Annotated in this window: 28 protein-coding genes and 1 tRNA gene; 14 read left to right on the forward strand and 15 right to left on the reverse strand. The window is 68.6% G+C overall.

Going from position 1 to position 25,039, the window contains the following annotated elements; genetic code table 11:
* The first annotated feature begins 6 nt into the window (after nucleotides 1-6).
* Entirely contained in the window at nucleotides 7-810 is an 804-nt protein-coding gene (locus tag ACPXY0_RS14215) for a tryptophan 2,3-dioxygenase (protein ID WP_423925634.1), read from the forward strand.
* Entirely contained in the window at nucleotides 807-2,036 is a 1,230-nt protein-coding gene (locus ACPXY0_RS14220; protein WP_423925636.1) for a kynureninase, read from the forward strand. The genes ACPXY0_RS14215 and ACPXY0_RS14220 overlap by 4 nt, the downstream gene beginning before the upstream one ends.
* A gap of 8 nt (nucleotides 2,037-2,044) precedes the next feature.
* Here ACPXY0_RS14220 and mobA read toward each other — a convergent pair whose 3' ends face one another.
* The 3 genes from mobA to ACPXY0_RS14235 are packed head-to-tail and all read right to left on the reverse strand — an operon-like array spanning nucleotide 2,045 to nucleotide 5,443.
* The gene (gene mobA, locus ACPXY0_RS14225; RefSeq protein ID WP_423925638.1) at nucleotides 2,045-2,755 is read right to left on the reverse strand and encodes a molybdenum cofactor guanylyltransferase; all 711 of its coding nucleotides are present in this window, start codon (nucleotides 2,753-2,755) and stop codon (nucleotides 2,045-2,047) included.
* The gene (locus tag ACPXY0_RS14230; protein ID WP_423930693.1) at nucleotides 2,752-3,189 is read right to left on the reverse strand and encodes an arsenate reductase ArsC; all 438 of its coding nucleotides are present in this window, start codon (nucleotides 3,187-3,189) and stop codon (nucleotides 2,752-2,754) included. Before ACPXY0_RS14230 ends, mobA begins: the two co-directional genes overlap by 4 nt.
* A 37-nt stretch (nucleotides 3,190-3,226) precedes the next feature.
* Nucleotides 3,227-5,443 (reverse strand): DUF5916 domain-containing protein, encoded by a 2,217-nt coding sequence (locus ACPXY0_RS14235; protein ID WP_423925640.1) that lies wholly within the window; start codon nucleotides 5,441-5,443, stop codon nucleotides 3,227-3,229.
* Between the two features lie 273 nt (nucleotides 5,444-5,716).
* Here ACPXY0_RS14235 and ACPXY0_RS14240 point away from each other — a divergent pair, with 273 nt between their 5' ends.
* The gene (locus ACPXY0_RS14240) at nucleotides 5,717-6,346 is read left to right on the forward strand and encodes a hypothetical protein (RefSeq protein WP_423925642.1); all 630 of its coding nucleotides are present in this window, start codon (nucleotides 5,717-5,719) and stop codon (nucleotides 6,344-6,346) included.
* Between the two features lie 159 nt (nucleotides 6,347-6,505).
* Nucleotides 6,506-8,677 (forward strand): alpha-ketoacid dehydrogenase subunit alpha/beta, encoded by a 2,172-nt coding sequence (locus ACPXY0_RS14245; RefSeq protein WP_423925644.1) that lies wholly within the window; start codon nucleotides 6,506-6,508, stop codon nucleotides 8,675-8,677.
* Here the strand turns inward: ACPXY0_RS14245 and ACPXY0_RS14250 are convergent.
* Genes ACPXY0_RS14250 through ACPXY0_RS14270 form a run of 5 tightly spaced genes read right to left on the reverse strand, consistent with a single transcriptional unit; the run spans nucleotide 8,596 to nucleotide 10,671 of the window.
* Nucleotides 8,596-8,988 (reverse strand): hypothetical protein, encoded by a 393-nt coding sequence (locus ACPXY0_RS14250; protein ID WP_423925646.1) that lies wholly within the window; start codon nucleotides 8,986-8,988, stop codon nucleotides 8,596-8,598. The genes ACPXY0_RS14245 and ACPXY0_RS14250 overlap by 82 nt on opposite strands.
* Nucleotides 8,985-9,926 carry a DNA-formamidopyrimidine glycosylase family protein gene (locus ACPXY0_RS14255; RefSeq protein WP_423925648.1) on the reverse strand — a complete coding sequence of 314 codons (942 nt, stop codon included), beginning with the start codon at nucleotides 9,924-9,926 and terminating at the stop codon, nucleotides 8,985-8,987. Before ACPXY0_RS14255 ends, ACPXY0_RS14250 begins: the two co-directional genes overlap by 4 nt.
* Before the next feature lie 54 nt (nucleotides 9,927-9,980).
* Nucleotides 9,981-10,223, reverse strand: coding sequence for a hypothetical protein (locus tag ACPXY0_RS14260; RefSeq protein ID WP_423925650.1), 243 nt, complete (start codon nucleotides 10,221-10,223; stop codon nucleotides 9,981-9,983).
* On the reverse strand, nucleotides 10,220-10,375 hold the full coding sequence (locus tag ACPXY0_RS14265; RefSeq protein WP_423925652.1) for a hypothetical protein: 156 nt from the start codon (nucleotides 10,373-10,375) through the stop codon (nucleotides 10,220-10,222). The genes ACPXY0_RS14260 and ACPXY0_RS14265 overlap by 4 nt, the downstream gene beginning before the upstream one ends.
* Before the next feature lie 47 nt (nucleotides 10,376-10,422).
* A complete protein-coding gene (locus tag ACPXY0_RS14270) occupies nucleotides 10,423-10,671 on the reverse strand; it encodes an indolepyruvate ferredoxin oxidoreductase subunit alpha (RefSeq protein WP_419940409.1) in 249 nt (82 codons plus the stop codon).
* A gap of 160 nt (nucleotides 10,672-10,831) precedes the next feature.
* Between ACPXY0_RS14270 and lipA the strand changes: the two genes are divergently transcribed.
* The 7 genes from lipA to ACPXY0_RS14305 all read left to right on the forward strand — a co-directional run bounded on the left by lipA (nucleotide 10,832) and on the right by ACPXY0_RS14305 (nucleotide 17,706).
* Complete coding sequence (lipA, locus tag ACPXY0_RS14275) at nucleotides 10,832-11,767, forward strand: lipoyl synthase (RefSeq protein WP_423925655.1); 936 nt, start codon at nucleotides 10,832-10,834, stop codon at nucleotides 11,765-11,767.
* Nucleotides 11,764-12,873 (forward strand): pyruvate dehydrogenase (acetyl-transferring) E1 component subunit alpha, encoded by a 1,110-nt coding sequence (gene pdhA / locus ACPXY0_RS14280; protein ID WP_423925657.1) that lies wholly within the window; start codon nucleotides 11,764-11,766, stop codon nucleotides 12,871-12,873. Before lipA ends, pdhA begins: the two co-directional genes overlap by 4 nt.
* Nucleotides 12,873-13,856: a pyruvate dehydrogenase complex E1 component subunit beta gene (locus ACPXY0_RS14285; protein ID WP_419940412.1), complete on the forward strand. Its 984-nt coding sequence runs from the start codon at nucleotides 12,873-12,875 to the stop codon at nucleotides 13,854-13,856. Before pdhA ends, ACPXY0_RS14285 begins: the two co-directional genes overlap by 1 nt.
* Nucleotides 13,857-13,872: 16 nt before the next feature.
* Nucleotides 13,873-15,165 (forward strand): dihydrolipoamide acetyltransferase family protein, encoded by a 1,293-nt coding sequence (locus ACPXY0_RS14290; protein WP_423925660.1) that lies wholly within the window; start codon nucleotides 13,873-13,875, stop codon nucleotides 15,163-15,165.
* A gap of 21 nt (nucleotides 15,166-15,186) precedes the next feature.
* Nucleotides 15,187-16,596: a dihydrolipoyl dehydrogenase gene (gene lpdA, locus ACPXY0_RS14295; protein ID WP_423925662.1), complete on the forward strand. Its 1,410-nt coding sequence runs from the start codon at nucleotides 15,187-15,189 to the stop codon at nucleotides 16,594-16,596.
* Between the two features lie 16 nt (nucleotides 16,597-16,612).
* Nucleotides 16,613-17,407: a lipoyl(octanoyl) transferase LipB gene (gene lipB, locus ACPXY0_RS14300; protein WP_423925664.1), complete on the forward strand. Its 795-nt coding sequence runs from the start codon at nucleotides 16,613-16,615 to the stop codon at nucleotides 17,405-17,407.
* Between the two features lie 131 nt (nucleotides 17,408-17,538).
* Nucleotides 17,539-17,706: a hypothetical protein gene (locus ACPXY0_RS14305; RefSeq protein ID WP_419940416.1), complete on the forward strand. Its 168-nt coding sequence runs from the start codon at nucleotides 17,539-17,541 to the stop codon at nucleotides 17,704-17,706.
* 111 nt (nucleotides 17,707-17,817) lie between these two features.
* Here the strand turns inward: ACPXY0_RS14305 and ACPXY0_RS14310 are convergent, their stop codons facing one another.
* Together ACPXY0_RS14310 and ACPXY0_RS14315 are read right to left on the reverse strand one after the other, a co-directional pair.
* Complete coding sequence (locus ACPXY0_RS14310; protein WP_419940417.1) at nucleotides 17,818-17,940, reverse strand: hypothetical protein; 123 nt, start codon at nucleotides 17,938-17,940, stop codon at nucleotides 17,818-17,820.
* On the reverse strand, nucleotides 17,937-18,419 hold the full coding sequence (locus ACPXY0_RS14315) for a hypothetical protein (RefSeq protein WP_423925667.1): 483 nt from the start codon (nucleotides 18,417-18,419) through the stop codon (nucleotides 17,937-17,939). Before ACPXY0_RS14315 ends, ACPXY0_RS14310 begins: the two co-directional genes overlap by 4 nt.
* A 113-nt stretch (nucleotides 18,420-18,532) precedes the next feature.
* On the opposite strand from ACPXY0_RS14315, the gene ACPXY0_RS14320 reads away from it, so the two are divergent.
* Nucleotides 18,533-18,605, forward strand: a tRNA-Glu gene (locus tag ACPXY0_RS14320).
* A 108-nt stretch (nucleotides 18,606-18,713) separates the two neighbouring features.
* On the opposite strand, the gene ACPXY0_RS14325 is transcribed toward ACPXY0_RS14320, so the two are convergent.
* Entirely contained in the window at nucleotides 18,714-19,775 is a 1,062-nt protein-coding gene (locus tag ACPXY0_RS14325) for a porin (protein ID WP_423925669.1), read from the reverse strand.
* A complete protein-coding gene (locus ACPXY0_RS14330; RefSeq protein ID WP_423925671.1) occupies nucleotides 19,772-20,497 on the reverse strand; it encodes a lysostaphin resistance A-like protein in 726 nt (241 codons plus the stop codon). Before ACPXY0_RS14330 ends, ACPXY0_RS14325 begins: the two co-directional genes overlap by 4 nt.
* 174 nt (nucleotides 20,498-20,671) lie before the next feature.
* Here ACPXY0_RS14330 and ACPXY0_RS14335 point away from each other — a divergent pair, with 174 nt between their 5' ends.
* Complete coding sequence (locus ACPXY0_RS14335) at nucleotides 20,672-21,565, forward strand: nitrilase-related carbon-nitrogen hydrolase (RefSeq protein ID WP_423925673.1); 894 nt, start codon at nucleotides 20,672-20,674, stop codon at nucleotides 21,563-21,565.
* A complete protein-coding gene (locus ACPXY0_RS14340; protein WP_423925675.1) occupies nucleotides 21,562-22,440 on the forward strand; it encodes an NAD+ synthase in 879 nt (292 codons plus the stop codon). The genes ACPXY0_RS14335 and ACPXY0_RS14340 overlap by 4 nt, the downstream gene beginning before the upstream one ends.
* 99 nt (nucleotides 22,441-22,539) lie before the next feature.
* On the opposite strand, the gene ACPXY0_RS14345 is transcribed toward ACPXY0_RS14340, so the two are convergent.
* The 3 genes from ACPXY0_RS14345 to ACPXY0_RS14355 all read right to left on the reverse strand — a co-directional run bounded on the left by ACPXY0_RS14345 (nucleotide 22,540) and on the right by ACPXY0_RS14355 (nucleotide 24,980).
* Entirely contained in the window at nucleotides 22,540-23,154 is a 615-nt protein-coding gene (locus ACPXY0_RS14345) for a DUF4276 family protein (RefSeq protein ID WP_423925677.1), read from the reverse strand.
* A complete protein-coding gene (locus tag ACPXY0_RS14350) occupies nucleotides 23,151-24,386 on the reverse strand; it encodes an AAA family ATPase (protein ID WP_423925679.1) in 1,236 nt (411 codons plus the stop codon). Before ACPXY0_RS14350 ends, ACPXY0_RS14345 begins: the two co-directional genes overlap by 4 nt.
* A 138-nt stretch (nucleotides 24,387-24,524) precedes the next feature.
* Nucleotides 24,525-24,980 carry a hypothetical protein gene (locus ACPXY0_RS14355; protein ID WP_423925681.1) on the reverse strand — a complete coding sequence of 152 codons (456 nt, stop codon included), beginning with the start codon at nucleotides 24,978-24,980 and terminating at the stop codon, nucleotides 24,525-24,527.
* Between the last annotated feature and the right edge of the window lie 59 nt (nucleotides 24,981-25,039).

Here is a 25,039-nt window from a genome sequence, read left to right on the forward strand (position 1 = left end):
AAGACCATGGCGCACGAGAAATACACGAGCTACTCCGGCTATCTGCACCTCGAGGAGTTGCTGTCGCTCCAGGTGGAGCGGTCGGGCGGGAACGGGGACCACGAGCACGATGAGATGCTGTTCATCGTCATCCATCAGGTGTACGAACTGTGGTTCAAACAGCTCCTGCACGAACTCGAGTTCGCGCGTGACCGGATGGGGGCGGACGACGTGCCGCGGCTCCTGCACACCATGCAGCGCATCCTCACGATCCTCAAAGTCCAGGTCGCGCAGCTGGACATCCTGGAGACGATGCGGCCCCTCGAATTCCTCGCCTTCCGGCAGATGCTCGAGGAGGCGAGCGGACTCCAGTCGTACCAGTTCCGTGAGCTGGAGTTCGTGCTCGGCCACAAGCGGACATCGGTGTTCAAACGATACCCCGACGGGAGTAACGCGCGGAAGCGTCTCGAACGGCGCTACCGGGAACCCTCGTTGTGGAACGCCTTTCTGGGGTTTCTCGACGCGCGCGGGCACGCGATTCCGCAGGAAGATCTGGGCCGCGACGTCACGGCGCCGACCGAGCCGTCGGCGGGCGTGCAGGCCGCGCTCGTCCGGCTCTACCGCGAGGATCCGACGCTGGTCCAGCTGTGCGAACGGCTCGTCGATCTCGATGAGGGGCTGCAGGAATGGCGCTACCGGCACGTGAAGATGGTCGAGCGCACGATCGGAGCGAGGCCCGGGACCGGAGAGACGGCGGGGGCCGCGTATCTCAGGGGGTCGCTCAACAAGCCCGTGTTCCCCGACCTGTGGGCGATCCGCACGGACCTGTGACGGCGTCCGCCGCCATACCCGCGTTCGAACCCGAGGAGCTGTACGGGGAACCGAACGCCCTCGCCCGGCACTATTCCCGCTTCCGGGTGGCCGGGAGACTCCTGCTCACGGGGCACTCGCACCAGGCGTGGCCCGACTGCGGGTTCGACGGCCAGCGCCGGGCGTGGGAGGACGCGGCCCGCCTCGTCGACGCGAAGTGGGAGGAAGCCTTCGCGCGGGCGGATCGGGTACGGGCGGGATTCGCCGCGCTACTCGGGGCGCCGGGTCAGCCGGACGGCGGGGACTACGCCCTCGGCGGCAACACGCACGGACTCGTGATCCGCTTCCTCTCCGCGCTCTCCCTGCGCGCCCGTCCGCGGCTGGTGACGACGGACGGCGAGTTCCATTCGATCCGACGCCAGCTCGAGCGGCTGGAGGAGGAGGGGCTCGCCGTGGCTCGCGTTCCGGTGGACCCGATCGACTCGCTCTCCGAGCGGCTGTGCCGGGCCGTGGATGACGAGACGGCGGGCGTCCTAGTCTCGGCGGTCCTGTATCGCGACGCGCGCGTCGTCGCGGGCCTCGGGCAGGTCGCCGAGCGGTGCGAGCGGGTCGGAGCGGCGCTTCTTGTGGACGCCTACCACGCTCTCAACGCGATCCCGTTCGACCTCTCGCAGCTCGGGCTCGGGCGTGCTTTCGTGGTGGGGGGAGGATACAAGTACTGCCAGCTCGGCGAAGGGAACTGCTTCCTTCGCGTCCCGCCGGGCTGCCGGCTGCGGCCGGCCGTGACGGGGTGGTTCGCGGAATTCTCGACACTGCGCCAGGGGGGGGACACGGGGCGCGTGCGCTATGGACCGGGCGCGGAACGGTTCGCGGGGAGCACGTACGACCCGACCAGCCACTACCGGGCCGCGGAGGTGTTCGACTTCTTCCGCGACCACGGACTCTTCCCGGAGCTTCTGCGCACGGTGAGCCGCCACCAGGTTGGACATCTTGCGGAGGCCTTCGATGCGCTCGATCTCGACCCCGGGCTCATAGACCGGGAGCGGGGGATCCCGCTGGAGGCGGTCGGAGGTTTCCTCGCGCTGCGAACCGCGCGGGCGCGCGAGTTTCACGAGGCGCTCGTGGAGCGCGGTGTGGCGGCGGACTACCGCGACGATCTGCTGCGGCTGGGTCCGGCCCCTTACCTGAGCGACCGCCAGCTGGACGCCGCGATCGCCGCCCTTGGCGACGCGGCCACCGCGCTCTAGTCGGCGTTTCAGTCGCCGCGAGCGGCGTAGCGGGCGGCCCAGATGAGGTCGTCGGGGCTGTCGACGCCCCTTGTGATCGCGTCGAGGTTGCCGCTCCCGGGGAGGTCGCCAGCCTCGACGTAACGGACGCGCAGCCGGTCCAGGAAGCTCATCATGGACGGCGAACGGACGCCCACCTTCGACTGCTGCGCCAGGAGCCGGCCGACGACCTCGCCGGCGTCGCGGCGATAGGCGGCGCAGAGCGGCTGGGGTCGATCCCGTGCCCGGGGGACGACGGCGTCGGCTTCCGGAGCCCCTGCGAGGGCTTCGCCCAGCCCGTCCACAACGTCGCGGCTGACGAAGGGCAGGTCGCCGGCCAGCGCGACGCAGATGGGGGCGGATGCGGCCTCGAGTCCGGAAGCGAGCCCCGCGAGGGGGCCGAGATCGGGCACCGGATCGGATACGAGCAGAAGGCGACGACCGGCCGGATCCCCGAAGGCCACCGAGCCGGGCGGACCGCCGGCAACAGGGACGGCCGGCTTCCATGCTTCCGCGCGGAGGGCGCGCTCGAAGGGCGAAGCCTCGCGCACCGCGAGCACGCGGTCCGCGATGTGCGATGTCGCGTCGAGGAGGCGAAACAGGATGGCGCGGCCCCCGATCTCGACGAACGGCTTGGACCGCCCGAGGCGGCGCGAACGTCCGCCGGCGACGATCACCACCGACCGGGTCGGCTCGCTCACGCTCCGGCCTCGGGCGGCCCTTCGGCGCCAGCCCGCTGATCCACGCCGAGCTCCGCGAGCAGGGCGGCCACCCGCCGGCGGATGTCATCGCGGACCGCCCGGAACTCCTCACCCGGAAGGTCCGTCGGATCCCGAACCTGCCAGTCTACCCGCCGGCGAGCGGGCACGTGCGGACACGCGTCCGCGCAGCCCATGGTGACGACCGTGTCGAACAGCCCGGGCGGAACCCCGTCCAGCCCCTCCGACCGGTGGACACCCGGATCGTAGCCCACCTCCGCCATGACCTCGATCGCGCGCGCGTTCACGACGCCCGACGGGCTGGATCCTCCGCTCGACGCCTCCACCCGGTCTCCGGCCAGCATTCGCGCGAACGCCTCCGCCATCTGGCTCCGGCAGGAGTTCTCGACGCAGATGAAGAGGAGCCGGGGCCGCATCCGCGTCACGCTTCCGTTTCCGTGATCCCGACTGCCGTCAGCCTCCGAAGACGTTGACCTGGCGGCTGAACTTGAGGATCAGCGAGCGACCCTGGGGTCCGTGCAGATCCTGGATGCCCTGGATGTCGTTGTAGACGATGAACAGGCCGGTCCCCGCAGTGTTCAGCCACCCGAAACGCACGTTGGCGGAGAAGGTGTCGAGCTGCGTCGAGTACTGGACGAGCGACTGCAGATAGATCCGGGGCGTGAAGAAATACCCGAAGTTCACGCCGGCCAGCGTCGTGACGAAGTCCCCCTGCTCCAGCTTGACGTCGTTGTAGTCGAGCCGCAGCGACGTGCTGAACGAGGAACCCGACCGCACGGTCACGGTGCCGTTCGCGCTGCGGCGCGAACCCGACAGGAACGACCCGACGTTCGCCCCCCCGTTGAAGGAGAGCTTCGCCGACTCGTTCGTCCAGAAGCGGATCTGCCCCTCCCACCCATCGTACGTCCCGACCGGCACCGTGACGTCCGTCCCGAAGATCGTGAACGGCTCGTACAACCCCTCCCGCACCCAGTTCACCCCGGTGTGGGCCTCCATGCCGTCCTGGAACTCCCAGTGCTGGTCGATGTGGAGGCGAGCGGATTCCTCGAACCCGCGCTGGACGCCGGTCTTGTCGCTCCGGAAGGTGAAGTAGGAGACGTGCGGGCGGAGTTCGCGGAAGACTCCGCCCGGGTGGATGTTGTGCAGCAGAAAGACCTGATAGTAGTTGTGGCCCGCGCGGCGCAGGAAACCGACCTCGGGGTTGAAATCCTCGCCGAAGTACTGGTACTGGACGTTCCCCCGCCACTTGCGGGTGTTGAGGCCGAACGTCGCGTCGAAGGCCTGGTCGGCTCGGGTCAGGCCGGGTGTTTCCGTCTGCGCGCCCCACGCGGCCAGCGTCCACGCCTCGCCCAGCCCGAGCTGCCCATCCACGGCGTACGTCCGGTTGTAGTCGCCGGCGGCGCTTCCGTCGCGGTTGATGAAGGCCGCGCCGATGCGCGAGCGGTTAGGCAGCTCCCGCGCCACGCGCACGACTGAATACGCGTTCGGATCCGTGACTCCCTCGACCCGGTCGGTCGCGATCTGCAGCAGCCCGACGTTGAACCCCGCGGCGCGACCCGAGACGCGGACCCCCCCCGTGATCGGCGCCTGCCGCCCGTTGGCGATCCCGATGCGCCGACTGAAGAAGAGGTCTGCCCCGCCCCCGCCGACCGCGAAGAACCCGGCGTTCTCGAGGAAGAAGGGGCGCTTCTCGGGGAAGAGCAGGCTGAAGCGGGTCAGGTTGACCTGCTGGTCGTCCACCTCGACCTGCGCGAAGTCCGTGTTGTACGTCGCGTCGAGCGTAATCCCCTGCGTGATCTGGAGCTTGGCCTCCCCGCCGAACTCGTAGCTCCGGTCGAAGGCTGTCTGACCGCCGGCGTAGTCGCGCGCGGCCGAGCCCAGCAGGTAGGGCGTGACGGAACCCAGGCGACGGAAGGGCAGCTCGAGGCCGGTCAGGTGGCCCGCGTAGTTGAGGCGGTAGAGGTTGAACTCGCGGGGGACCGCGGACCAGAACGACTCCTCGTTCCGCCGGCGGATCTGGCGCGAGACGTTGAACCCCCAGATCGGGTCGTTCCCGTACCGGAGCGTGTTGAAGGGGATCCGGAACTCCGCGTACCAGCCCTCGCCGTCGCGGCTCGTCGCGACGTTCCAGGACCCGTCCCAGTTCTTGTTGAAGCCGCCGCCGGCGCCGGACTGCATCCGGCGCTGCGTGTTGAAGCCGCCGCCGAGAAAGAAGCCGCCTCCCCGTCCCTCGTTGGCGACCTGGCCGTCGTACTCGATCCCCGCCGGCGTCGTCCCGAACACGAACGCGTTCTGGTAGTCGTGGTACGTATCGAACGCGAGCAGAATCGCGTCGGACTCAGAGACCTCGGTGTCCCGGATCCGGTCCCCCGGGATGATCGCGTCCGCATCCCCATCCCAGGCCCACACGCCGACGTAGATGGCCGCGTCGTCGTACACGAGACGGACTTCGGTGCGTTCGGACGCCGGCTGCCCATCGAACGGTTCGCGCTGGATGAAATCCGTCATGGCGGGGACGGCCTGCCAGGCCGCATCGTCCAGCACTCCATCGACCACGGGCGCCTGAGCCGCACGGGACGTGAGGCCCTCCAGCGGCGCGGGCGGCTCTTCTTCCGGTTCATGCTGCCCCGGACCGTCCTGCGCCCGCAATTCCGACGCCGGGACCGACATGGCGATGAGACAAACGACCCCCAGGCCGAGCCGACAGCCGGGAAGACCAGGCTTTCTTCGGAAGCTCATGTGATGCACACCTTAGAACGATGAATCCGCACATACCAAGCCGTAAAATGTACGCCGGGACATCGCGATCGGCGAACACCTGAAGCTGAACACAAACGTGAACACCCAAGGCTCGCCGGCGGTTGCGGTCCCCGCCACCCAAGAGCTATGTTCAATATTGTGAACAGTGTTCAATTACGGCTCCGGTTCTTCCGGGAAGATGTGGTGGGCCTGTCTCTGCGGGAGTTTCGACGGCGGATTAACGCCGAACTCCCGGACCAGGCCCGGCTGAGTCTCGGGACCCTCTCCAACTACGAGCGCTCGGAGGACCGTCGGCCGAGAGCGGGGCCGCGGGCCGAGTTCATCGCGGCGCTCAAGCGGGCCTTCCCTCCCCTCCGGCTCGAATGGTTTATTCTGGGCGAGGGCGAACCTACGTCCGTGGCGGAGATCCTCACCGCGCCCGAGGGACTGGAGACGAAGGCACAGGTAGGGGAGGGTTCCTCGTTCGCCGCCAGGGTGCTGGCTCGCTACCCCGATCTCGAGCTGCTCTCGCCGGGAGCGTCCGCGGTCTTCATGTCCGCGTTGACCCGTCTGGCCATGGGCGAACCCAGGCTGGCGCTCGACGAACAGGGGCTTCTGGAACTGGCGGGCGACCTGCGCTGGCTCCTCCTCCTTCCGCTGGGGGCGTGGGGCTTCCGCCACGCGCCTCTCTATCGCGCCTTCTCCGACTACACCGTCGCCATGATGCACGCGCTGAGCCAGCTGATGCCGGAGAGCGGCGAGGGCGACCCGATCGGCGACCACGCCGCCTCGATCCTCCCGGGACTGCGCCGTTCCCGCCCGGTCGGATTCTAGTCGGTGGTCGAGACCCGAGGGGGAGGCTAGATTCTCTCACCGGGTCTTCGTCGGATGGGGTGACATGGGGTGGTCGTGGGAGCGAAGGCGGCATTCGTGGCGAGCCTCTCGGAGCGCGGAGGCCCTTCGCCTGACTCTTCCTGCACAATCTGGACATACATGGCAACCCCCATCGAGCAGACCGACGACCTGGAGCGCGCACTCCGAGCCTTGACCCGCCCCGAATGGCGGGGCCTCCCGGCGCAGGACCTCATCGCGATGTACCGCGTCATGTACACGTCGCGGATGATCGACGACCGCGAAATCGCGATGAAGCGGCAGAACCGGATCTTCTTCCAGATTTCGAGCGCGGGACACGAAGCGATCTGCGTGGCCGCCGGCCGCGTGCTGAGGCCGGGCTACGACTGGTTCTTTACCTACTACCGCGACCGCGCGCTCTGCCTCGAACTCGGCATAACCCCGTACGAGATCTTCCTCGGCGACGTGGGCGCGGCTGAGGACCCGTCGACCGGCGGCCGGCAGATGCCGGCGCACTTCGGCCGCACGGACCTCAACATCGTCACCTCCTCGAGCCCGACCGGCACGCAGTTCAACCAGGCGGTGGGGTGCGCGGAGGGGATCGTTCGCGCCCGGGTGTCCGGCCTGGAAGGCCAGCTCGACTCGCGGGTGCCGAACGTGAAGCCGGACGAGATCGTCCTCGTGTGTACGGGGGATGGGACCACGTCGGAAGGAGAGTTCTGGGAGGCGCTCAACAGCGCTTGCACCCTCCAACTGCCCATCCTCTTCCTCGTGGAGGACAACGGGTACGCGATCTCGGTCCCCGTGGAGGTGAACACCGCCGGCGGCAGCATCTCGAAGATCGTGCGCGGGTTCCCCCATCTCTACGTCGAGGAAGTCGACGGGACCGACCTGCTCGAGAGCTACGACGTGATGCGGCGGGCCGCGGGCCATGTGAGGTGCGGGCGAGGCCCGGCGCTCGTTCACGCGAAGGTGATCCGCCCCTACAACCACTCCATGTCGGACGACGAGCGACTCTACAAGCCCGAGAGTGAGCGGGAGCTCGAGGCGGCGCGCGACCCGCTGGTCACCTTCGGCGCCTACCTCGTGCGGGAGGGCGTGCTGGAGTCCGACGAACTTGAGAGCCTCAAGGCGGAGATCAAGGCAGAGGTGGCGGATGCGGCCGACCGGGCCGCGACCCGCCCCCAGCCGAGTCCGGAGTCCGTCCATACGCACGTCTACTCACCCGACATCGATCCTGCGTCGAGCGCCTTCGAGACCGAGCCCCGCTTCGAGTCGGAGGGGAAGCCCGCGACGATGGTCGACTTGGTGAACGCCTGCCTGCGCGACGAGATGCGGCGCGACCCGACGATCGTCGTGTTCGGGGAGGACGTCGCCGACGCGAGTCGCGAGGAAGTCCTCGAGGAGGTGAAGGGCAAGGGTGGCGTGTTCAAGGTCACGCACGGCCTGCAGCGGGAGTTCGGCTCGGTCCGCGTGTACAACTCGCCGCTCGCCGAGGCGAACATCGTCGGACGCGCGATCGGGCTCGCCGTGCGGGGCCTCAAGCCGGTCGCCGAGATCCAGTTCTTCGACTACATCTGGCCGGCCTACCACCAGTTCCGGAACGAGGTCGCGACCTTCCGCTGGCGCTCCAACGGCGCGTTCAAGTGTCCGCTCGTCATCCGTACCACCTACGGAGGGTATCTGACCGGGGGCGCGCTCTACCACTCGCAGACCGGCGCCTCGCTGTTCACGCACACACCGGGCATGCACGTCATCTGTCCCTCCAACGCCGTTGACGCGAACGGGCTGCTGCGGACCGCGATCCGCTGTGACGACCCGGTGCTCTTCCTCGAGCACAAGCACCTGTACCGGCAGACGTACAACAAGGGCGTCTATCCCGGCCCGGACTACATGATCCCGTTCGGGAAGGCCGCGTTCGTGGAGACGGGGGACGATCTCACGATCGTGACCTACGGAGCCATGGTGGAGCGCACCCGCAAGGCGCTCGCGAAGCTCGATCGGGCCGGTGAGCCGGTGAGCGCCGACCTGATCGACCTGCGGTCGCTGAACCCGGTCGACATGGACGCGATCACGCGCTCCGTGAAGAAGACGAACCGTGTGCTCGTGGCCTACGAGGACGCGAAGTCGTGGGGCTACGGGGCGGAGATCTCGGCCCGCCTGGCCGACGAACTGTTCGAGTGGCTCGACGCGCCCATCCGCCGCATCACCTCGACGGACACCTTCATCGGCTACGCGCCCTCGCTCGAGAACGCGTCGCTGCCCCAGGTCGACGACATCGCAGAGGCGATCGTGGAACTCGCGACCTGGTAGTCCGGCCGCGCCGGGTCCCCCGTGCCGTTGGCTACCCCTGCTACCCGGTGGCGGGAGCGCCACGCGCGGATGTGCGCCTTGAGTTCCGTGCGGGTCACGCCGGGGCCACACCCGTCGAGGCGAGGGCCGAAGGCGTCGAAGTGGGGGAGCGTCGAGTCGTGGATCCACGCCGGCTCGAGGCCGTGGCTCTTGCCCCACGTTTCCAGTTCTTCGCGCGAAAGATCGCTGTACACGTGACACAGCGGATCCCCCTTCACGATGCCGAGCCGGGGGATTTCCTTCCGCGCCGTGTGGTAGTGGTAGCGGATCACGGAGATGGCCCGGAGATCGGCGGAGCTGTGCCCGAGCGGAGGTCCTCGAGCGCCTCGAGTCTGCGCGGCCAGTCCTTCCCCAGCAGCCGGGAGAGGGACCGGTCCGCGAGCACCTTCCCGCCGGTCTGGCAGGCGGCGCAGTAGTTTGTCTCGTTGTCCGCGTAGCGGATCCGCTGGATCGGCGCCGAGCAGTCGGGGCACGGCCGGCCGTACTTCCCGTGCACCGCCATGGCGTCGTGGAACGCGGTCACCTTCTCCGGGAACTCCCCCTCCAGGTTGTTATGCACCCGACACACCCACGCCTCGAGCGTGTGCCGGGTGGCGTCGAACAACCGGGCGATCTCGTCTTCATCCAGCCGCTGCGTCCACTTGATCGGCGACAGCTTCGCCCGATGGAGGATCTCGTCGGAATAGGCGTTGCCGATGCCCGAGAAGAGCCGGGGATCGGTGAGCGCGCGCTTGAGGGTGTGGTTGCGGGTCGTCAGCACGTCGCGAAACGCGGCCCGCCCGATTCGCAGAGGTTCGACGCCGCCGGGGTCGTGGCGGGCGAGACCCTCCTCTCCGCGCTCGACGTGGAGTGAGGCGCGCTTCTTCGTGCCGGCCTCCGTGAGGAGGAGGCTCCCGTGCGCGAAGTCGAAGGAGGCGAGACCGAGCCGGCGCGGGATCTTCACGCCGTGGTCACGCCACCGGAGCCGTCCCGCGATCATCAGATGGAGCACGAGCCAGAGTTGCGGTGCGGCGGCGGCCCCCAGACCCATCGCGATGCGCTTCCCCACGCGCCGCAACTCGACGACCTCGCGTCCATGCGCCTCGGCGAGCGGCGGCTCCACGCTCCTCAGGAGGAACGGACTCGCGAGCCGTACCCGATCGAGCGTGTGCCCGAGGACTCGCGCCTCGAGAGCTTCGAGATAGACCGTGATGTCGGGAAGTTCCGGCATCGGCGCCCTCCCGGCGGCGAATCGCCGTACAGCGCGGCTCCGCGCTTTTGACCGCTAGCAGTCGCCGCCGGAGCCGGGTGAGGGACCGTGCGCGTTGCCGGCCTCGTTCGGCTTGTCGAGGGTGTTCCGCAGGTCCTGTACGTAGTCCGGGTGCTCGCGGTCGAACGCCGGCCAGGCGTCCTCGGAGGCGAGGATGATGCCGCCGATCGCCCCCATGCCGCCGTCCGGCAGCGGGCCGGGGAGCGGGTTCGTGTACTGCACCGAGGCGCGATAGACGTGGTCCTTCCGCATCCTCACCCCACCTGCCCCGTCTCCGGCGTGGCGGCCTCATGCTCGTGCGCCTGGGCTCCGTGCTCGTGGACCTGGGCCAGCTGCGGCCGGGGAGAGAGCAGGCATGAGACCAGGGCCAGGGGCGCGGCCGCGGCGAACCCGGTTGTCGATCCCTTCATGCGGCTTCCGTCAGAGTCCGGCCCCGGGGTCGGTGCGGCGCACCGGTTCAGCCCGGGAAGGGCACGTCGAAGTGGGTGTAGTTTTTCTCGGTGAACGCGTCGTACTGCTCCGGCACCTCGTCGTCCGGAAAGATCGCTTCGACCGGACATTCGGGGACGCAGGCTCCGCAGTCGATGCACTCTTCGGGGTGGATGTAGAACTGGTCCTCGCCCTCGTAGATGCAGTCGACAGGGCACACGTCGACGCATGACGCGTCCTTCGTGGTGATACACGGTTCGGTGATGATGTAGGTCATGCGCGAGAAGATACCGGGGGGGTGCGGGGGGAGCAATCGGGTCGAGACAGGGCTCGCCGGGACCCGGCGGGTTGGTGCGTCGCGCGCGACCCGGTATCTTTTGAGGTTTCGCGCGCGAGGCGTGCGTGTACGTCCGAACGAGGAGCGAGAGGGCCGAAGGTTGAAGCCGCTCGAAGTCATACAGGGAGGGAACGGGGCGCCGGACGCCTGGCCGTCGCGCAAGCCGCGCTGGCTCAAGGTGCGGGCGCCCGGCGGGCCCAACTATATGCGCCTCAAGGAGCTGATGCGGGGACTGGAACTCAGCTCCGTGTGCGAGGAGGCGCAGTGCCCCAATATCGGGGAATGCTGGGAAGCGGGGACGGCGACGTTCCTCGTCATGGGAGACGTTTGCACCCGCAACTGCCCGTACTGCGCGATCGCGCACGGGCGGCCCGAGGGACTGGACGAGGACGAGCCGCGGCGGGTCGCGGAGGCGATCGAGCGGCTGAGGCTGAACCACTGCGTGATCACCTCCGTCGACCGGGACGATCTGCCGGACGGAGGCGCCTGGATATTCGCGGAGATGATCCGGGAGATCCGTCTGCGGCGGCCCCAGTGCTCGATCGAGGTCCTGACCCCCGACTTCCGGGGCAACCCGGACGCGATCCGCACGGTGATCGCGGCCAGGCCGGAGATCTTCAACCACAACATGGAGACGGTGCGCCGGCTGCACCGGGTCGCCAGACCGGGCGGACGGTACGACCGGTCGCTCGCGGTGCTGCGCACGGGCCGCGAACTGGACGATGAGGTGCTGATCAAGACCGGCATCATGCTGGGGCTGGGGGAGACCGCCGCGGATATCGACGAGTTCATGGGCGACGCCCTGGAGGCCGGCGTCCAGATCCTCACGCTGGGCCAGTACCTGCGGCCGTCGCCGGACCATCTCCCGATCGACCGCTACGTGACGCCGAAGGAATTCGAGCGCTGGAAGGAGATCGGCGAGTCGCGCGGCTTCCTTCACGTCGAGAGCGGACCGCTCGTCCGCTCCAGCTACCACGCCCGCGAGCAGGTGCTCGAACTGCGGCAGCGGGTCGCGACGCTGGCGGCGGCCGGATGAGCGCCGCATCGAGTTCCGGCCCGTCCGTGGCCGCGGTATCGGACGGGACAGGCGCCGGGCCGCGGGAGGATCTCGAAGCCTTTCTCGGGCTCTCGCGGGAAGAGAGCCTCGAACTCCTGCGGCAGATGATCGTTGCGCGGCGCTTCGAGGAGAAGGCGGCGGAGGTCTACCAGATCGGGAAGATCGGCGGCTTCTGCCATCTCTACACGGGACAGGAAGCCGTCGCCGTGGGGGCGATCTCTCCGCTGCGCCCGGACGACTACGTGATCACGGCCTATCGCGAACACGCCCAGGCGATCGTCCGCGGCATCACGCCGAACGCGGTCATGGCCGAACTCTACGGGCGCGCGAACGGGTGCTCCAGGGGCATGGGCGGCTCGATGCACATGTTCGACGCCTCGCTCAACTTCATGGGCGGACACGGCATCGTCGGCAGCCATTTGCCGCTCGCGATCGGGGCCGGCTACGCGATCCGCTACCGCGGCGGAGACCAGGTGTGTCTCTGTTTCTTCGGCGATTCCGTCGTCAACATCGGGGCCTTTCACGAGTCGGTGAACATGGCCGCGCGCTGGAAGCTCCCCGTCATCTTCCTCCTCGAGAACAACCAGTACGGGATGGGCACCGACTTCCGGCGCGTGTCGGCGGTGAAGGAACTCAAGGACCGCGGGCGGGGATACGCCGGACTCACCTCCCTCGCCGTGAACGGCATGGACTTGCTCGCGATGCGACAGGCGGTGGAAGAAGCGATCGAACGAGCACGGGACGAGAAGACGCCGAGCTTCATCGAGGCCCGCTGCTTCCGGTACATGGGCCACTCGATGGCGGACCCGACCCACGGCACGTACCGGACGCGCGAGGAAGTGGAGAAGTGGAGGTCGGACGATCCCATCCTCTCCTTCTCGCGCCGGCTGATCGAGGTGGGCCGGCTCAGCGAAGAGGAGTACCAGACGATGGACCGCGAGGCGATCGAGGTCGCGGAGGCGGCCGCCGCGTTCGCGGACCGGAGCCCCGTCCCCGATCATGAGGCGACCTATCGCTACGTGTACTCGGACGGGTATCCGGACGACATGCGGCGGCGCGACGCGTGGCGGAAGGAGTTCCGCTGATGGCCATCCGCACCTACCGCGAAGCGCTGAACGAAGCCCTCCGCGAGGAGATGGCGCGCGACGACTCGATCTTCATCATCGGCGAGGAGGTGGGCGAGTACGACGGCGCCTACAAGGTCACCAGGGGCCTGCTCGACGAGTTCGGGGAATGGCGCGTGCGCGACGCGCCGATCGCGGAGCTGGGGTTCGCGGGGCTCGGCGTGGGCGCGGCGATGGCCGGCCTTCGCCCGATCGTCGAGTTCATGACATGGAACTTCGCCCTCCTCGCGATCGACGAGGTCGTGAACTCGGCGGCGAAGACGTACCAGATGTCGGGTGGGCAGTACAACGTGCCCATCGTCTTCCGGGGACCGGGCGGCGCCGCGCTGCAACTCGGGGCGCAGCATTCACAGTCGCCCGAACCCTGGTACAGCTACGTGCCGGGGCTGAAGGTGGTCGCACCCGCCACGGCGCGGGACGCGAAGGGGCTCCTCAAGAGCGCGATCCGTGATAACGATCCCGTTGTCTTCATCGAAAGCGAGATGATGTACAACCTCGTGCGGGACGAGGTGCCGGAGGAGGAATACCTGACCCCGATCGGGAAGGCGGAGGTGAAGCGCGAGGGGTCCGACGTGACGATCGTGTGCCATTCGAAGATGGTGCATCAGTCGCTGGCGGCGGCGCTGGCGCTGGAGAAGGAGGACATCGACGCCGAGGTGCTGGACCTGCGTACGGTGCGTCCGCTCGATGTGGACGCGATCGTGGCCTCGGTGAAGAAGACGAACCGGGCCGTGGTGGCGGAGGAAGGGTGGCCGATGTGCAACATCGGCGCGCAGGTCGTGGACGACATTCAGCGCGAGGCGTTCGACTCGCTCGACGCTCCGATCGCTCGCGTGAACGGGCTGGACGTCCCGATGCCGTACGCGAAGAACCTCGAGAAGCTGGTGATTCCCAACGCGGAGCATGTGGCGGAAGCGGTGCGCCACGTGTGTTACGCGAGCTAGCAGCCCAGGGGCCCCGATGGCGACGAAGGTCGTGATGGCGCAGCTGAGCCCGACGATGGAGGAGGGCAAGCTCATCGAGTGGAAGGTCGCCGAGGGCGACACCGTCTCGCAGGGCGACATCGTCGCGGAGATCGAGACGGACAAGGCGAACATGGACATCGAGGCGCTCGGTGGCGGCGTGCTGCGGAAGATCGTCGTGCAGGCGGGCGCCACGGTGCCCGTGGGCGCGCTGATCGGCGTGATCGCGGCGCCGGACGAGTCGATCGACGCGCTGCTGGCCGAGGCGGCGGCCGCGCGGACGGCCGAAGCCGCGCCGCCCGAGCCCGCCGTAGCCCCCTCCGCGGCCGAGGAGCCGGTCGGGGCGACGGAAGCCCGGACGACCGACGAGCCCGCCGGGGCGGGCGCGGGCGCGGCCGGGGGCCGCATCAAGGCCTCGCCCGTGGCGCGTCGCATGGCCGCGGAGGGCGGGATCGCCCTGGCCAGCCTGACCGGCTCCGGCCCGGGCGGCCGCATCGTCAAGGCCGACGTCGAGGCCGCGCTGGCCTCCCGCACCGCCGCCGCACCGCCCCGCGGGCCGACGCCGGTCCTCCCACCGCTCACCCCGGCGCCGCCGCCCCTCCCGCACCTCGAGGATCGGGTCGAGGAGCCGAGCCAGATGCGCAAGGCGATCGCGCGCCGCCTAGCCCGGTCGATCGGCCCCGTGCCCCACTTCTTCCTCACGACCGAGGTCGACATGGGACGGGCGCTGGAACTGCGCGCGGACCTCAACGCCCGCTTCGTCGAGGGCAGGATCGGGGTCAACGACCTCCTCCTGAAGGCAACCGCGGAGGCGCTCAACCGCCATCCCGCGGTGAACGCCTCGTGGGAGGAGAACGCAATCCGTTATCACGGGGCCGTACACCTCGGGATCGCGGTCGCCACCGACGGCGGCCTCATCACCCCCGTCCTGCGCGATGCGGGCCGCAAGGGTCTGCGGCGGATCTCGACCGAGGGGCGGGACCTCATCACGAGAGCGCGCGAGCGGAAGCTGGGCCCGGAGGAATACCAGGGCGGCACCTTCTCGGTCAGCAACCTCGGCATGTTCGAGATCGACCAGTTCACGGCCATCATCAACCCGCCGGAAGCCGGCATCCTCGCCATCGGGCAGACGGTCGAGAAGCCCGTGGTCGTCGCCGGCGAGGTCGTCGTGCGCAAGCGGATGCGCGTGACGATGTCGTGCGACCACCGCGTCATCGATGGCGCCACGGGCGCGGCGTTCCTCGGCACCTTCAAGGCGATGCTCGAAAACCCCCTCGAGATGCTGCTCTAGCGGCTCAAGTCAAGGAATAGAATGTCGGAGACCTACGACGTTGTCGTGATCGGGGCCGGTCCGGCGGGCTACGTGTCCGCGATCCGGGCGTCACAGCTCGGACTCAGAACCGCCTGCGTCGAGAGCGGCTCGTACGAGGGCGGGCTCGGCGGCACCTGCCTCAACTGGGGCTGCATCCCCGCCAAGGCCCTGCTCGAGAGCGCGGCGCTCGCGCACAACCTCCAGCACCACGGCGCCCGCATGGGCGTGAGGCCCATCCAGGTGGAATACGACTTCCCGGCGGCCGTGAAGCGGAGCCGCATCATCACGCGGAAGCTCACCGCCGGCGTGAAGTACCTGCTGGGGAAGAACAAGGTCGACATCGTGGAGGGCCGCGGGCGGTTGGCGGGGTCCGGCCGAGTCGCCGTGGGCTCGGACGGCGGCGACCGGGAACTCGCGACCCGGAACGTCATCCTCGCGACGGGTTCCGTGATGAAGACCTTCCCCGGCTTCGAACTCGACGGTGAGAGGGTGATCGGGAGCCGCGAAGCGCTCGGACTCAAGGAGCTGCCGGGGCGGATGGCCATCGTCGGGGCCGGCTTCGTGGGGGTCGAATTCGCCGACGTGTTCAACGCGTTCGGGGTCGAGGTCACGCTCATCGAGGCGCTCGACACGCTCGTCCCGCTCGAGGACCCGGAGGTCGGCAAGACGCTCGAGCGGTCGTTCCGGAAGCGGGGCATCCGCAACCTCGTGAACACGCGGGTGAAGCAACTGGACCGCGACGCGAGCCCGATGGTGCTTACGGTCGTGAACCCGGACGGCAGCGAGACCGCCCAGGAGACCGACCTCGTCCTGATGGCCGTGGGACGGCGGCCGGTGACCGACCACCTCGGTCTCGATGAGAACGGGGTCGCGCTCGAGGACGGCTTCATCAGGATCGACGAATGGTGCCGGACGAGCGCGGAGGGAGTCTACGCGATCGGTGACGTCGCGGGGCAGCCCATGCTCGCGCACGTCGGATCGCACGAGGGCATCATCGCCGCCGAGCACATCGCGGGCGTGGCCAAACACCCCATGACGTACGGCAACATCCCCTCCGTCGGGTACTGCCACCCCGAAGTGGCCTCGATCGGCATGTCCCAGGCGCAGGCGGAGGAGGCGGGGCACGAGGTGGTGACGGGCAAATATCCGCTCGGGGCGCACGGGCGCGCGCTCACCGCCGAATCCGCCGACGGCTTCGTGAAGATCGTGGCGGACGCGAAGTACGGCGAGGTGCTGGGCGTCCACATGATCGGGCACAACGTGAGCGAACTCGTGGCGGAGGTGGGCATGGCGCGCGAACTCGAGGCCACCCTGGACGAGATCGTCTCGCACGCGCACGCGCACCCCAGCATGGCGGAGGCCGTGATGGAGGCCGCCTTCGCCGCCCTGGGCCGCGCGATCCACATGTAGGCAGCCGGAGAATCCGGTGGAAAGTCCGGTGAGCGGGGGGCGCGAACTGCGGGTGGTCGACCTCGGCCGCCGCGAATACCGCGAAGTCCTCGCGTTGCAGCGCGCCGTGGCCCGCTGGCGGCGCGCCACCCCGCCGGACCACGATCTCCTGCTCCTCGTCGAGCACCTCCCCGTGATCACGCTCGGACGGGGCACGGAGCCCGGCCACCTCCCGGCGGACGAGGCATGGCTGAGGAGCCGAGGTCTCGACGTGGTCGAGATCGAGCGCGGCGGCGACGTAACCTATCACGGCCCCGGCCAGCTCGTGGGCTACCCGATTCTCGACCTCCGCGCCCACCGTCGCGACCTGCACTGGTATCTGCGGCGTATCGAGGAGGTGCTGCTCCGCGTGCTCGCGGAATGCGGGCTGCCCGGCTTCCGGGTCGAGTCGTACACGGGGGTGTGGACGGGCACCGCTCCCGACGGCATGCTGGCCGAGGCCGAGGATGACGGCTTCCGCACCGTCGGGGCGGGGCATGCCGACCCGCTCATCCGCGAAGCGGCGATCCGCAAGGTGGCCTCGATCGGGGTGCACGCAAGCCGCTGGATCACCTGGCACGGCTTCGCGCTCAACGTCACGCCCGAGCCGCTCGAGAACTTCCGCGGGATCGTGGCCTGCGGCATCCGCGGGGTCGAGATGACGAGCCTCGCCTCGGAGGGCGCCCCCCTCACGCTCAAGGCGGCGGGGGAGGCGGTCGCGCGGGCCTTCCCGGTCGCCTTCCCGGGCCTCACCTGGCTGCGGGCGCCGGAAGTCGCCCTCCGCGCCCGGTAGGGCTGCTTTCGATGGGATGACGGACGGATTGCCCGAGTCGGCGCTCCGCCCGACTTTGTGGCCGACCCGCCGTCGGCGAGCGCGGCCCGACTGTCTGGGAAAACAACGCCGTACGGGATGGTGATATCGAGATGATGATTCTGGGGATCCTGCTGATCTGCACCGTGGTCGTGGCGCTGATGCTCGGCCACCTGGCGAAGATGTCGTTCAGGGAGCGCGTCCTGCAGACCGCGGCCATGCTCGCCGCGGCGTTCGTCTTCTACGGCCTCGCGCGCCTGGTCGAGTCCGCCGCCCGCTAGGTCAGGCTTCCCGGAGCAGGCTGCCCTCCCAGAGCCGGTGTGCAAAGGTGTGCGCCGGCAGGATGTCGATGCCGTCCTCCGTCCGACGGGGTCGCGGTTCCAGACAGACGATCATCCGGCGCGCCCCTTCAGCGTAATCTCACCACCCGACGCTACCCGGCTCGCCGCAACCGCAACGGTCGCAAGAACCAGCGTGACGAGGGCGATGAGGGCGACTTCCATGCGTGTACTCATTCTCTTGCTCCTGCGTGGGAGGTTGGATCCGCAGGGCCGGCGGCGGCCGTCGGGCCTGTGTCGTCGGGGCCGTGTACGATCTTCGAGCCCTGCCAGGCCGCGACGCCGATCATGCACGTAGCGAATACCCCCACGAGCAGCACGAAATGCCGCAGCCGGCGGTCGTCGCGCTCGTGGAGGGCGAAGGCGGCGAGGGCGCCGGCCGTAAAGGCCGGAACGGCGGCCCAGGTGGCCCAGAAACGGTGCGTCTGCACGATCCCCGGGATCACGAAGGTGCGTTCGGTCACGACATCCGCCGCGGCGAGGCCGGTAAGGTAGGCGGGGGCCACGAACGCGCCGGCGATGACGAGCGCGACGAGTCCCCAGAACTCGAGCGGCTCCCGGTCGCGCACCCACCCGTACAGTCCGACCAGCGCCCCGCTCGCCGTGAGGACGATGGGAAAAGAGTGGGAGATCAGATGAACGTGTTCCCAGCTCATGGCGCCCTACCCGGGTTCCGCCGCGATTCGCGACGTGATATTCGACTCGAGGTTCGACTCCGCATCATCTTGACATGACCTCCGGGCCGGCTAGAATATCGCTTCCCAACTTTGCCCCCTTCGTCTAGTGGCCCAGGATACCTGGTTCTCAGCCAGGAGACAGGGGTTCGATTCCCCTAGGGGGTATCATCCGCCGCCGGTCCCGCGCCGGCGGCGTTTTTTTGGGGGGGCCTTCGGGCTCCCGACGGATCCTCCCCCCGGCGGGCGCGGTCTCCGGCAGACTGCGTCGCGCGGCTAGAAATCGACCTGGGCGAGGAAGCTGAACCGCCCGTCCGCCAGCGTGGCCGCGTCGGGCGAGCCCCCGAGCGCGGTCGCGTACTGGAGGCCGAACCTCGCGTAGTATCCCGGATACACGTTCATTCCGAACACCATGAACTCCCGGTCGGCACCGAGGGCAGGCTGGAAGGCGTCGTAGCGCACGACGCCTTCCAGGGCTCCCCAGGCCCGATAGCCGAGTTCCACGTAGCCGCCGTGCGCCTCGGTGTCCGCCGCGCCCTCTCCCAGGCCGGACGCGAGTTCGTAGTCGGCCCGGAGGTATTCCCCCGTCAGCCCCCACCCCCGGTAGGTGGCCTGGAAGTCCGCGCTCCAGAACAGGCGCTCCCCCGCGAAGTCCGAGGTGATCCGGGGCGCGTCGGACGGGTCGCCGGTGACGATCCCGGCCCCGAGGGGTGCCGACGTGTCGGAGGAGTAGCCGACGGAGGCGCCCGCCTGTACGACGAAATCGTCGTAGAAGGAGATCGTGCCGATCGAGTTGAATTGGACCCGGCTGGTGAACATGTAGTCGTCGCCGTCATTCACGACGGCGCGGCCGTTGCCGTTGAAGATGCCCGCCCCGTAGGTCAGCCGGCCGTCGAACGCGCTCCCGCTGCCCTGCAGGCCGACCTGCCGGCCGGGGCCGAGCGCCGTCGAGGCCTGCGAACGGTCGAGGAAGGTGAGTTCGGCGCGGTGCTGGGTCGCCTCGAAGCCGAACGAGGGACGGAGCAGGCCGAGGCTCAGCTCCAGTTCGGGCATCAGGGCCAGCGTCGCGATCGCGTCGTGGAGTTCGAACGCGTCGTCTTCCGGGTCGTAGCGGGTCTGGAAATAGTAGTCGAAGACGATCCCGATCTTCCCGCTGACCTTGAGTCGGGCCTCCCAGAGACGGAAGCCGTCCGGTCCATCCGTTGAATCCGCGTGCGTGAGCACGCCGACGCGCAGCAGGCCGCCGATGTCGACCGGGGGCGCCTCCTGTCCCGCCGCGCCCACCGGAAGTGCACAACCCAACGCCACCAGCGTTCCTGCCCAAAGCCTCCGGATCATCGCCGCTCCTCGTCATTCCCCGGGTTGTCGTCGATATCGACGGGATCGAACTCCGCGTGGAGATACTGCCAAGCGCCCAGCCCGAGCACCGCATTGATCCAGAAATGCCCGACGATGGCGGGAAACAGGCTCCCCGTCCAGATGACGGTCGCGGCGAGCACCATGCCGAGGGTCGTCGCCCGGAGGACGCCGGCCAGCCGCTGGTATCCGTGGCCGAGGCCAAAGGACACGGACACGACCGCGGCCGCCAGCCAGGCATTCCCCGTCCACGCCGTGATCGCCCACAGGCCGAATCCCCGATAGGCGTACTCCTCACACGCCGCGGCGATCCCCGAGAGCATGACGAAGCCCCGCTTCTCGGCGGCGGTCCGCGGCATGAGCAGGGTCACCGCCGCCGTCTCCCGCAGGCCGGCCAGGCGCGCGACCGCAGTGATCAACCACACGAGCGCCAGGCCGAGGACCGTGACCGCGAGTCCCCAGAGCGCGGCCGCGCCCGGGTCGTCGACCGTCCAGCCGAGCGCCGACGCCGGGACGTCCTGCCACGCCGCGACGCCGAGGGTCAGCAGGGCCAGGATGACGAGCGAAGCGCCCACCGACACGTAGAGCAGACGGCGATGCTTCGCCGCTTCGGCGAGGTTGGCGCCGCGGCGGACATCGAGCGCGGCCAGGGCGGGCATGCCGATCAGGAGCAGGAGGGCGTACGCCGCCGCGATCGGACTCAAGGTCTCGGGCATGCCGAGGGATACGGGCCGGAGCCGCGGGAGGCAACCGCGCCCCGCCCCGGCTCCGGCCCCGTTGACACCACCCCGAGGTTCGGGGACGTTCCCCGCCACGGCGGCGGGGGGCGATCGGTAGCTTCGCCCTCACTCGAACTCGATGAACCACCGCGGGGACGGATGGCGCTCGACATCGCGATCGCGCAGTTCAGGCCGGTCAAGGGGGATCTCGAGGCGACACTCGACGGTTGCGCGGGGATGATCGAGCACGCCCTCCGCCGGGCACCGCGCCCCCGCCTCGTCGTGTTCCCCGAGACCGCGCTCAGCGGCTACTTCCTCGAAGGGGGCGTCCGCGAGCACGCGCTCACGGCCCCGGATCTCCTCGCGAGAATGAACGCGCGCGTCGGCGCGGAAGCGGCCGGCCTCGACCTCGCGATCGGCTTCTTCGAGCGGGACGCGGGGTGCATCTACAACGCGGCCATGTACGCGACGCTCGGCCCCGGGGGCGGGGTCCGGCACGTCCACCGGAAGGTGTTCCTGCCGACCTACGGGGTGTTCCAGGAGGAACGGTTCGTGGAGGCGGGTCCCGGTGTCGAGGCGTTCGACGGGCCGCTGGGCCGCACCGCCCTGCTGATCTGCGAGGACGGGTTCCATTCGATCTCCGGGACGCTCGCCGCCCTCGACGGGGCCGCGATGATCCTCATCTTCAGCGCCTCGCCCGCCCGCGGGGTCGCGCCCGGCGCCGGCGTGCCCGGCAACCTCGTGCGCTGGGACACACTGGCGAGCGGGATCGCGGCGGAGCACGGAGTGTTCGTCATCGTGTCGCAGCTCGTCGGCTTCGAGGGCGGCAAGGGGTTCCCGGGCGGATCCGCGGCATACGACCCTCGCGGACACCGGCTGGTCGCGGGGCCGCTGTGGGAGGAGGCGCTACTCCCGGTGCAGATCGATTTCGCCGAGATGGCGCGGGCGCGCACCGAGGAGCCGTTGTTCGCGGACCTCGAACGGTCGTGGACGCGCCTCCTCATCAACAGTCCGGGCTCGGGCGTCCGCCGGCCCGCCGCCGAAGCCGAATGAGCGAAGGGTGGCCGTCGGCCGCCGTCCCCGAGGCCCTCGCGCCGGACCCCGCCGACGCCCGCGCGCTCGACCTCGACGTCGACCTCGTGCGCGGCTGGCTGGTCGAGTTCCTGCGCCACGAGATCGAACGCCGCCGCGGCTTTCGCAGGGTCGTCGTCGGTCTGTCGGGAGGCGTGGATTCCGCCCTCACGGCGGCGCTGTGCGCGGAAGCTCTCGGTCCGGAGGCGGTGCTCGCCCTCCTCCTGCCCTACCGCACGTCGAGCCCCCGGAGCCGCGAGGACGCGCTCCTCGTGGCCCGGAAGTTCGGGATCCCCACGCGCACGATCGAGATCACGAAGGCGGTCGACGGATACCTCGAGGACTTCGAGCCCGAGGCGGGGAGCCACCGGAGGGGGAACGTCGCCGCGCGCCAGCGCATGATCGTCCTCTTCGACCAGGCCTTCAAGCTCTCCGCCCTCCCCGTCGGCACCGGGAACAAGTCGGAGCGTCTCCTCGGCTACTACACGTGGCATGCGGACGATTCTCCTCCGGTGAACCCGCTGGGAGACCTGTTCAAGGGCCAGGTGTGGGCGCTCGCGCGGGCGGTGGGGGTACCCGCCGAGGTCGTCGACAAACCGGCGACGGCGGATCTGATTCAGGGGCAGACGGACGAGGAAGATCTGGGCGTCACCTACCCCGAGGCCGATCTCATCCTCCATCACCTGATCTCGGGACGCCGGCCGGATGACCTGGTCGAGGCGGGGTTCGAGAGGAAGAGGGTCGAACTCGTTGCGGGGCGACTCGCGAGCACGCACTGGAAGCGCCACCTGCCGACGGTCGCGATGCTCTCGCCGACGGCGATCGGCGAATGGTATCTGAGACCCGTGGACTACTGACGGCGTTTACGCCCGCACCGTAGGCGACTCAACTCGCACACACCCCCCGGTCAGCGCGGAAAGCGGTCGGACACCGTCGCCACTGCGACCGGCGGTCGCTCACGAGGTTGGGCCCCCGGCGCGAAGAACGTCGAGGAGCAACTTGGCGGATGGTGCGACCGACTCGACACGAGACGGATCGATCCTGCCAAGGATCTCGAAGCTGTCCGATCCCTTCCGATAGGGCTTTTTCTTCGTCTTCAGACTCCTGGTGGCACAGGCAAGGCCGCGCAGAACATCAGCCTTGCGGACCTGTTCAAGGCGGGGGTTGGGGGGGAGCGCGTTTGGCTGGAATCCTTGCCCGTAGAACGATTCCAAGGCCGACCTGTCCGCCATGAACCATGACTCCATGACCTGGACCATGAGGTGACAGTGATCGTTGCTGGCCCCGTCTGGGCGGTCCCAACCGTCCCCGACCCGATTGCGAAGGTGCTCCCAGGAGCTTCCCGCCGTAAACGGATCTTCTGCATCCACGAGAAGTATCGGGACTTCACCCCCGTTTTTGAGTGCCGTCTTGAAGTCGTCGTAGGCGTTCCGGCGGCCGCCGCAGGCCCTAATGCGCGGCATCCGGCCCGCAAGGCCCGCCTTCTCGAAGAACTTTCGGAAGCCTCTCTTACAATCGGTCGTGAGCGCCTTGGAGTCCCCGCCACCCTCCACGTAAAGCTTGATGCTCACCAACGAGTCCCTCCGATTTCTCCCCGCAGCCACAGCTCTCCGAGGCGATACTTGTCGAGCCAAGGTTCAAGTCTCTCGGAGCTGAGGCGCTCCAGTTGCGTGCAACCGCGGACCTTCTCGCAGACGACGATCGACTCGGGCGTTTCGGTGAGCGCATCGACCAGTATGTCCGAGTGGGTGGTCACGATGAGTTGTGTACGGCTGCTCGCGTCGAGCAGGAGCGTCGCCAACTGCGAATGGATGTCCGGGTGCAATCCCAGTTCCGGCTCCTCTATGACGATTAAGGGCGGCGGCTTCGGATCGACCAGAATGGCCAACAGACAAAGAAAGCGTAGCGTCCCATCGGAAATGCGGCGCGCCGGCATGGACAAGTCGCCCTCGGTAAGATAGAGGGTCAGCACGCCACCTTCCGGAACGACTTCGAAGTCGTTGAGTCCGGGGCTCAGTTCACGGATCAGCTCGAGCAGCCGGCGCTTGACAAGAGGGTCTCGTTTGAGCACGGCGAGGCGCGCGGGAAGGTTATCGAAGTTCTCGGACAGATGATCCGCCCTCACGCTCGGCGAGCAAGCCTCCCTGACGGTGGCGTCTGGACCAAACTGCCAGCGCCGGTAGATTCGGATCCGCTCCAGTGCGTCCGTCAGCCGACCCAGCTCCGGATACTCCTCAGGATCCCTTCGCTGGGATAGAATGGACTGGGTCATGTCCAGGGTTTCTCGTCGAAGCTCGCGTTGGCTACCCCGGCCGCGGTCGCGCACGTTCAGCATCGGGCGACCGTGCTCGTACCCGAAGTAGAAGTATGGCTTCTCCTTGTCGGAGGGCCGATCGGCGTTCTCCAGCCGCTCGTCCAACACTACGAACGAATCCCCTTGGGCCCCGAAGACCAGCCGATATCGGACAGCCGGGTTCGTGTGATGCCGGGCGATTCGGCCTTCGGTGAACACCAACTCGATGCGGGCGGACTGCGCATTCTCTTGGGGAGCGGTCTCCGTGCTCGAGGGATCGGGTTTCCAGAGCCAATCCCGTACGCTGCGACCGCCCTCGCGGATCGGCTGGGGAAGGTCTCTCGGGACGGCGCGCAGCACAGCCACGGCTTCAACCAGATTGGACTTCCCGGACCCATTCGGCCCGATGACAACATTCAACGGCTCCAAGCAGATGTCCGTAGCGTCCCCAAATGAGAGAAAGCCCTCAACGGTCATCGCTGTTAGAAGGGGGCTATACGGCTCGGCCATGTGCGGCTCCGTTCTTCGGAGGGATCATGGGCCACGAAGATGGCGCACCTTGCCAGAACTTGCTACCAAGCGAGGGAGGAAGCTGATGCCCCTTGGACGGCGGATCGGTTGCGGGGGGCTGGGGGTTGGGGTAGCGACCTACGGCTCGTAGTAGCGGAAGATCTTCATCTCGCCGTCCCGGTCGAGGACGTCCTTGAAGAGCTGCTGCGGCGGAAGGAGTTCTCCGTCTCGCTGGAGGGTGACCCAGCAGTCGGTGTGGACGACGAAGCTCTCGAACGCCTCGGTGGGGCCGAGGTACTCCGCGTCGACGAACCTCAGTCCATGGTCCTCGTACACGCCGAACAGGTCGGAGAGGGCGGCGCGATTTCGTGTCCAGATGTTCTGCCACGCGAGGTCAACCGGGTGGTTCACTTCCGGCGCGGAGGCCGGGAGTTCGGGCCACACCATCTCGTTGTGCTCGACCTCGGTGAGACGGACGGCCTCGAGCCTGAGGGTGTCCGCCGCGGCCAGCCCGGCGAGGACCACGGTCGCCAGTTCCGCGAGGGAACCGGCGGATCCGGGCAGTCTCTGCCCTCCGCCAGACGGAGCATCCACGCAGGATCCGGAAAGGATCGGTAGCAGACCCGATACGAGGACGAGGCTGGTGCGGCGCA

The organism is Candidatus Palauibacter sp., assembly GCF_965237495.1.
GTDB lineage: Bacteria > Gemmatimonadota > Gemmatimonadetes > Palauibacterales > Palauibacteraceae > Palauibacter.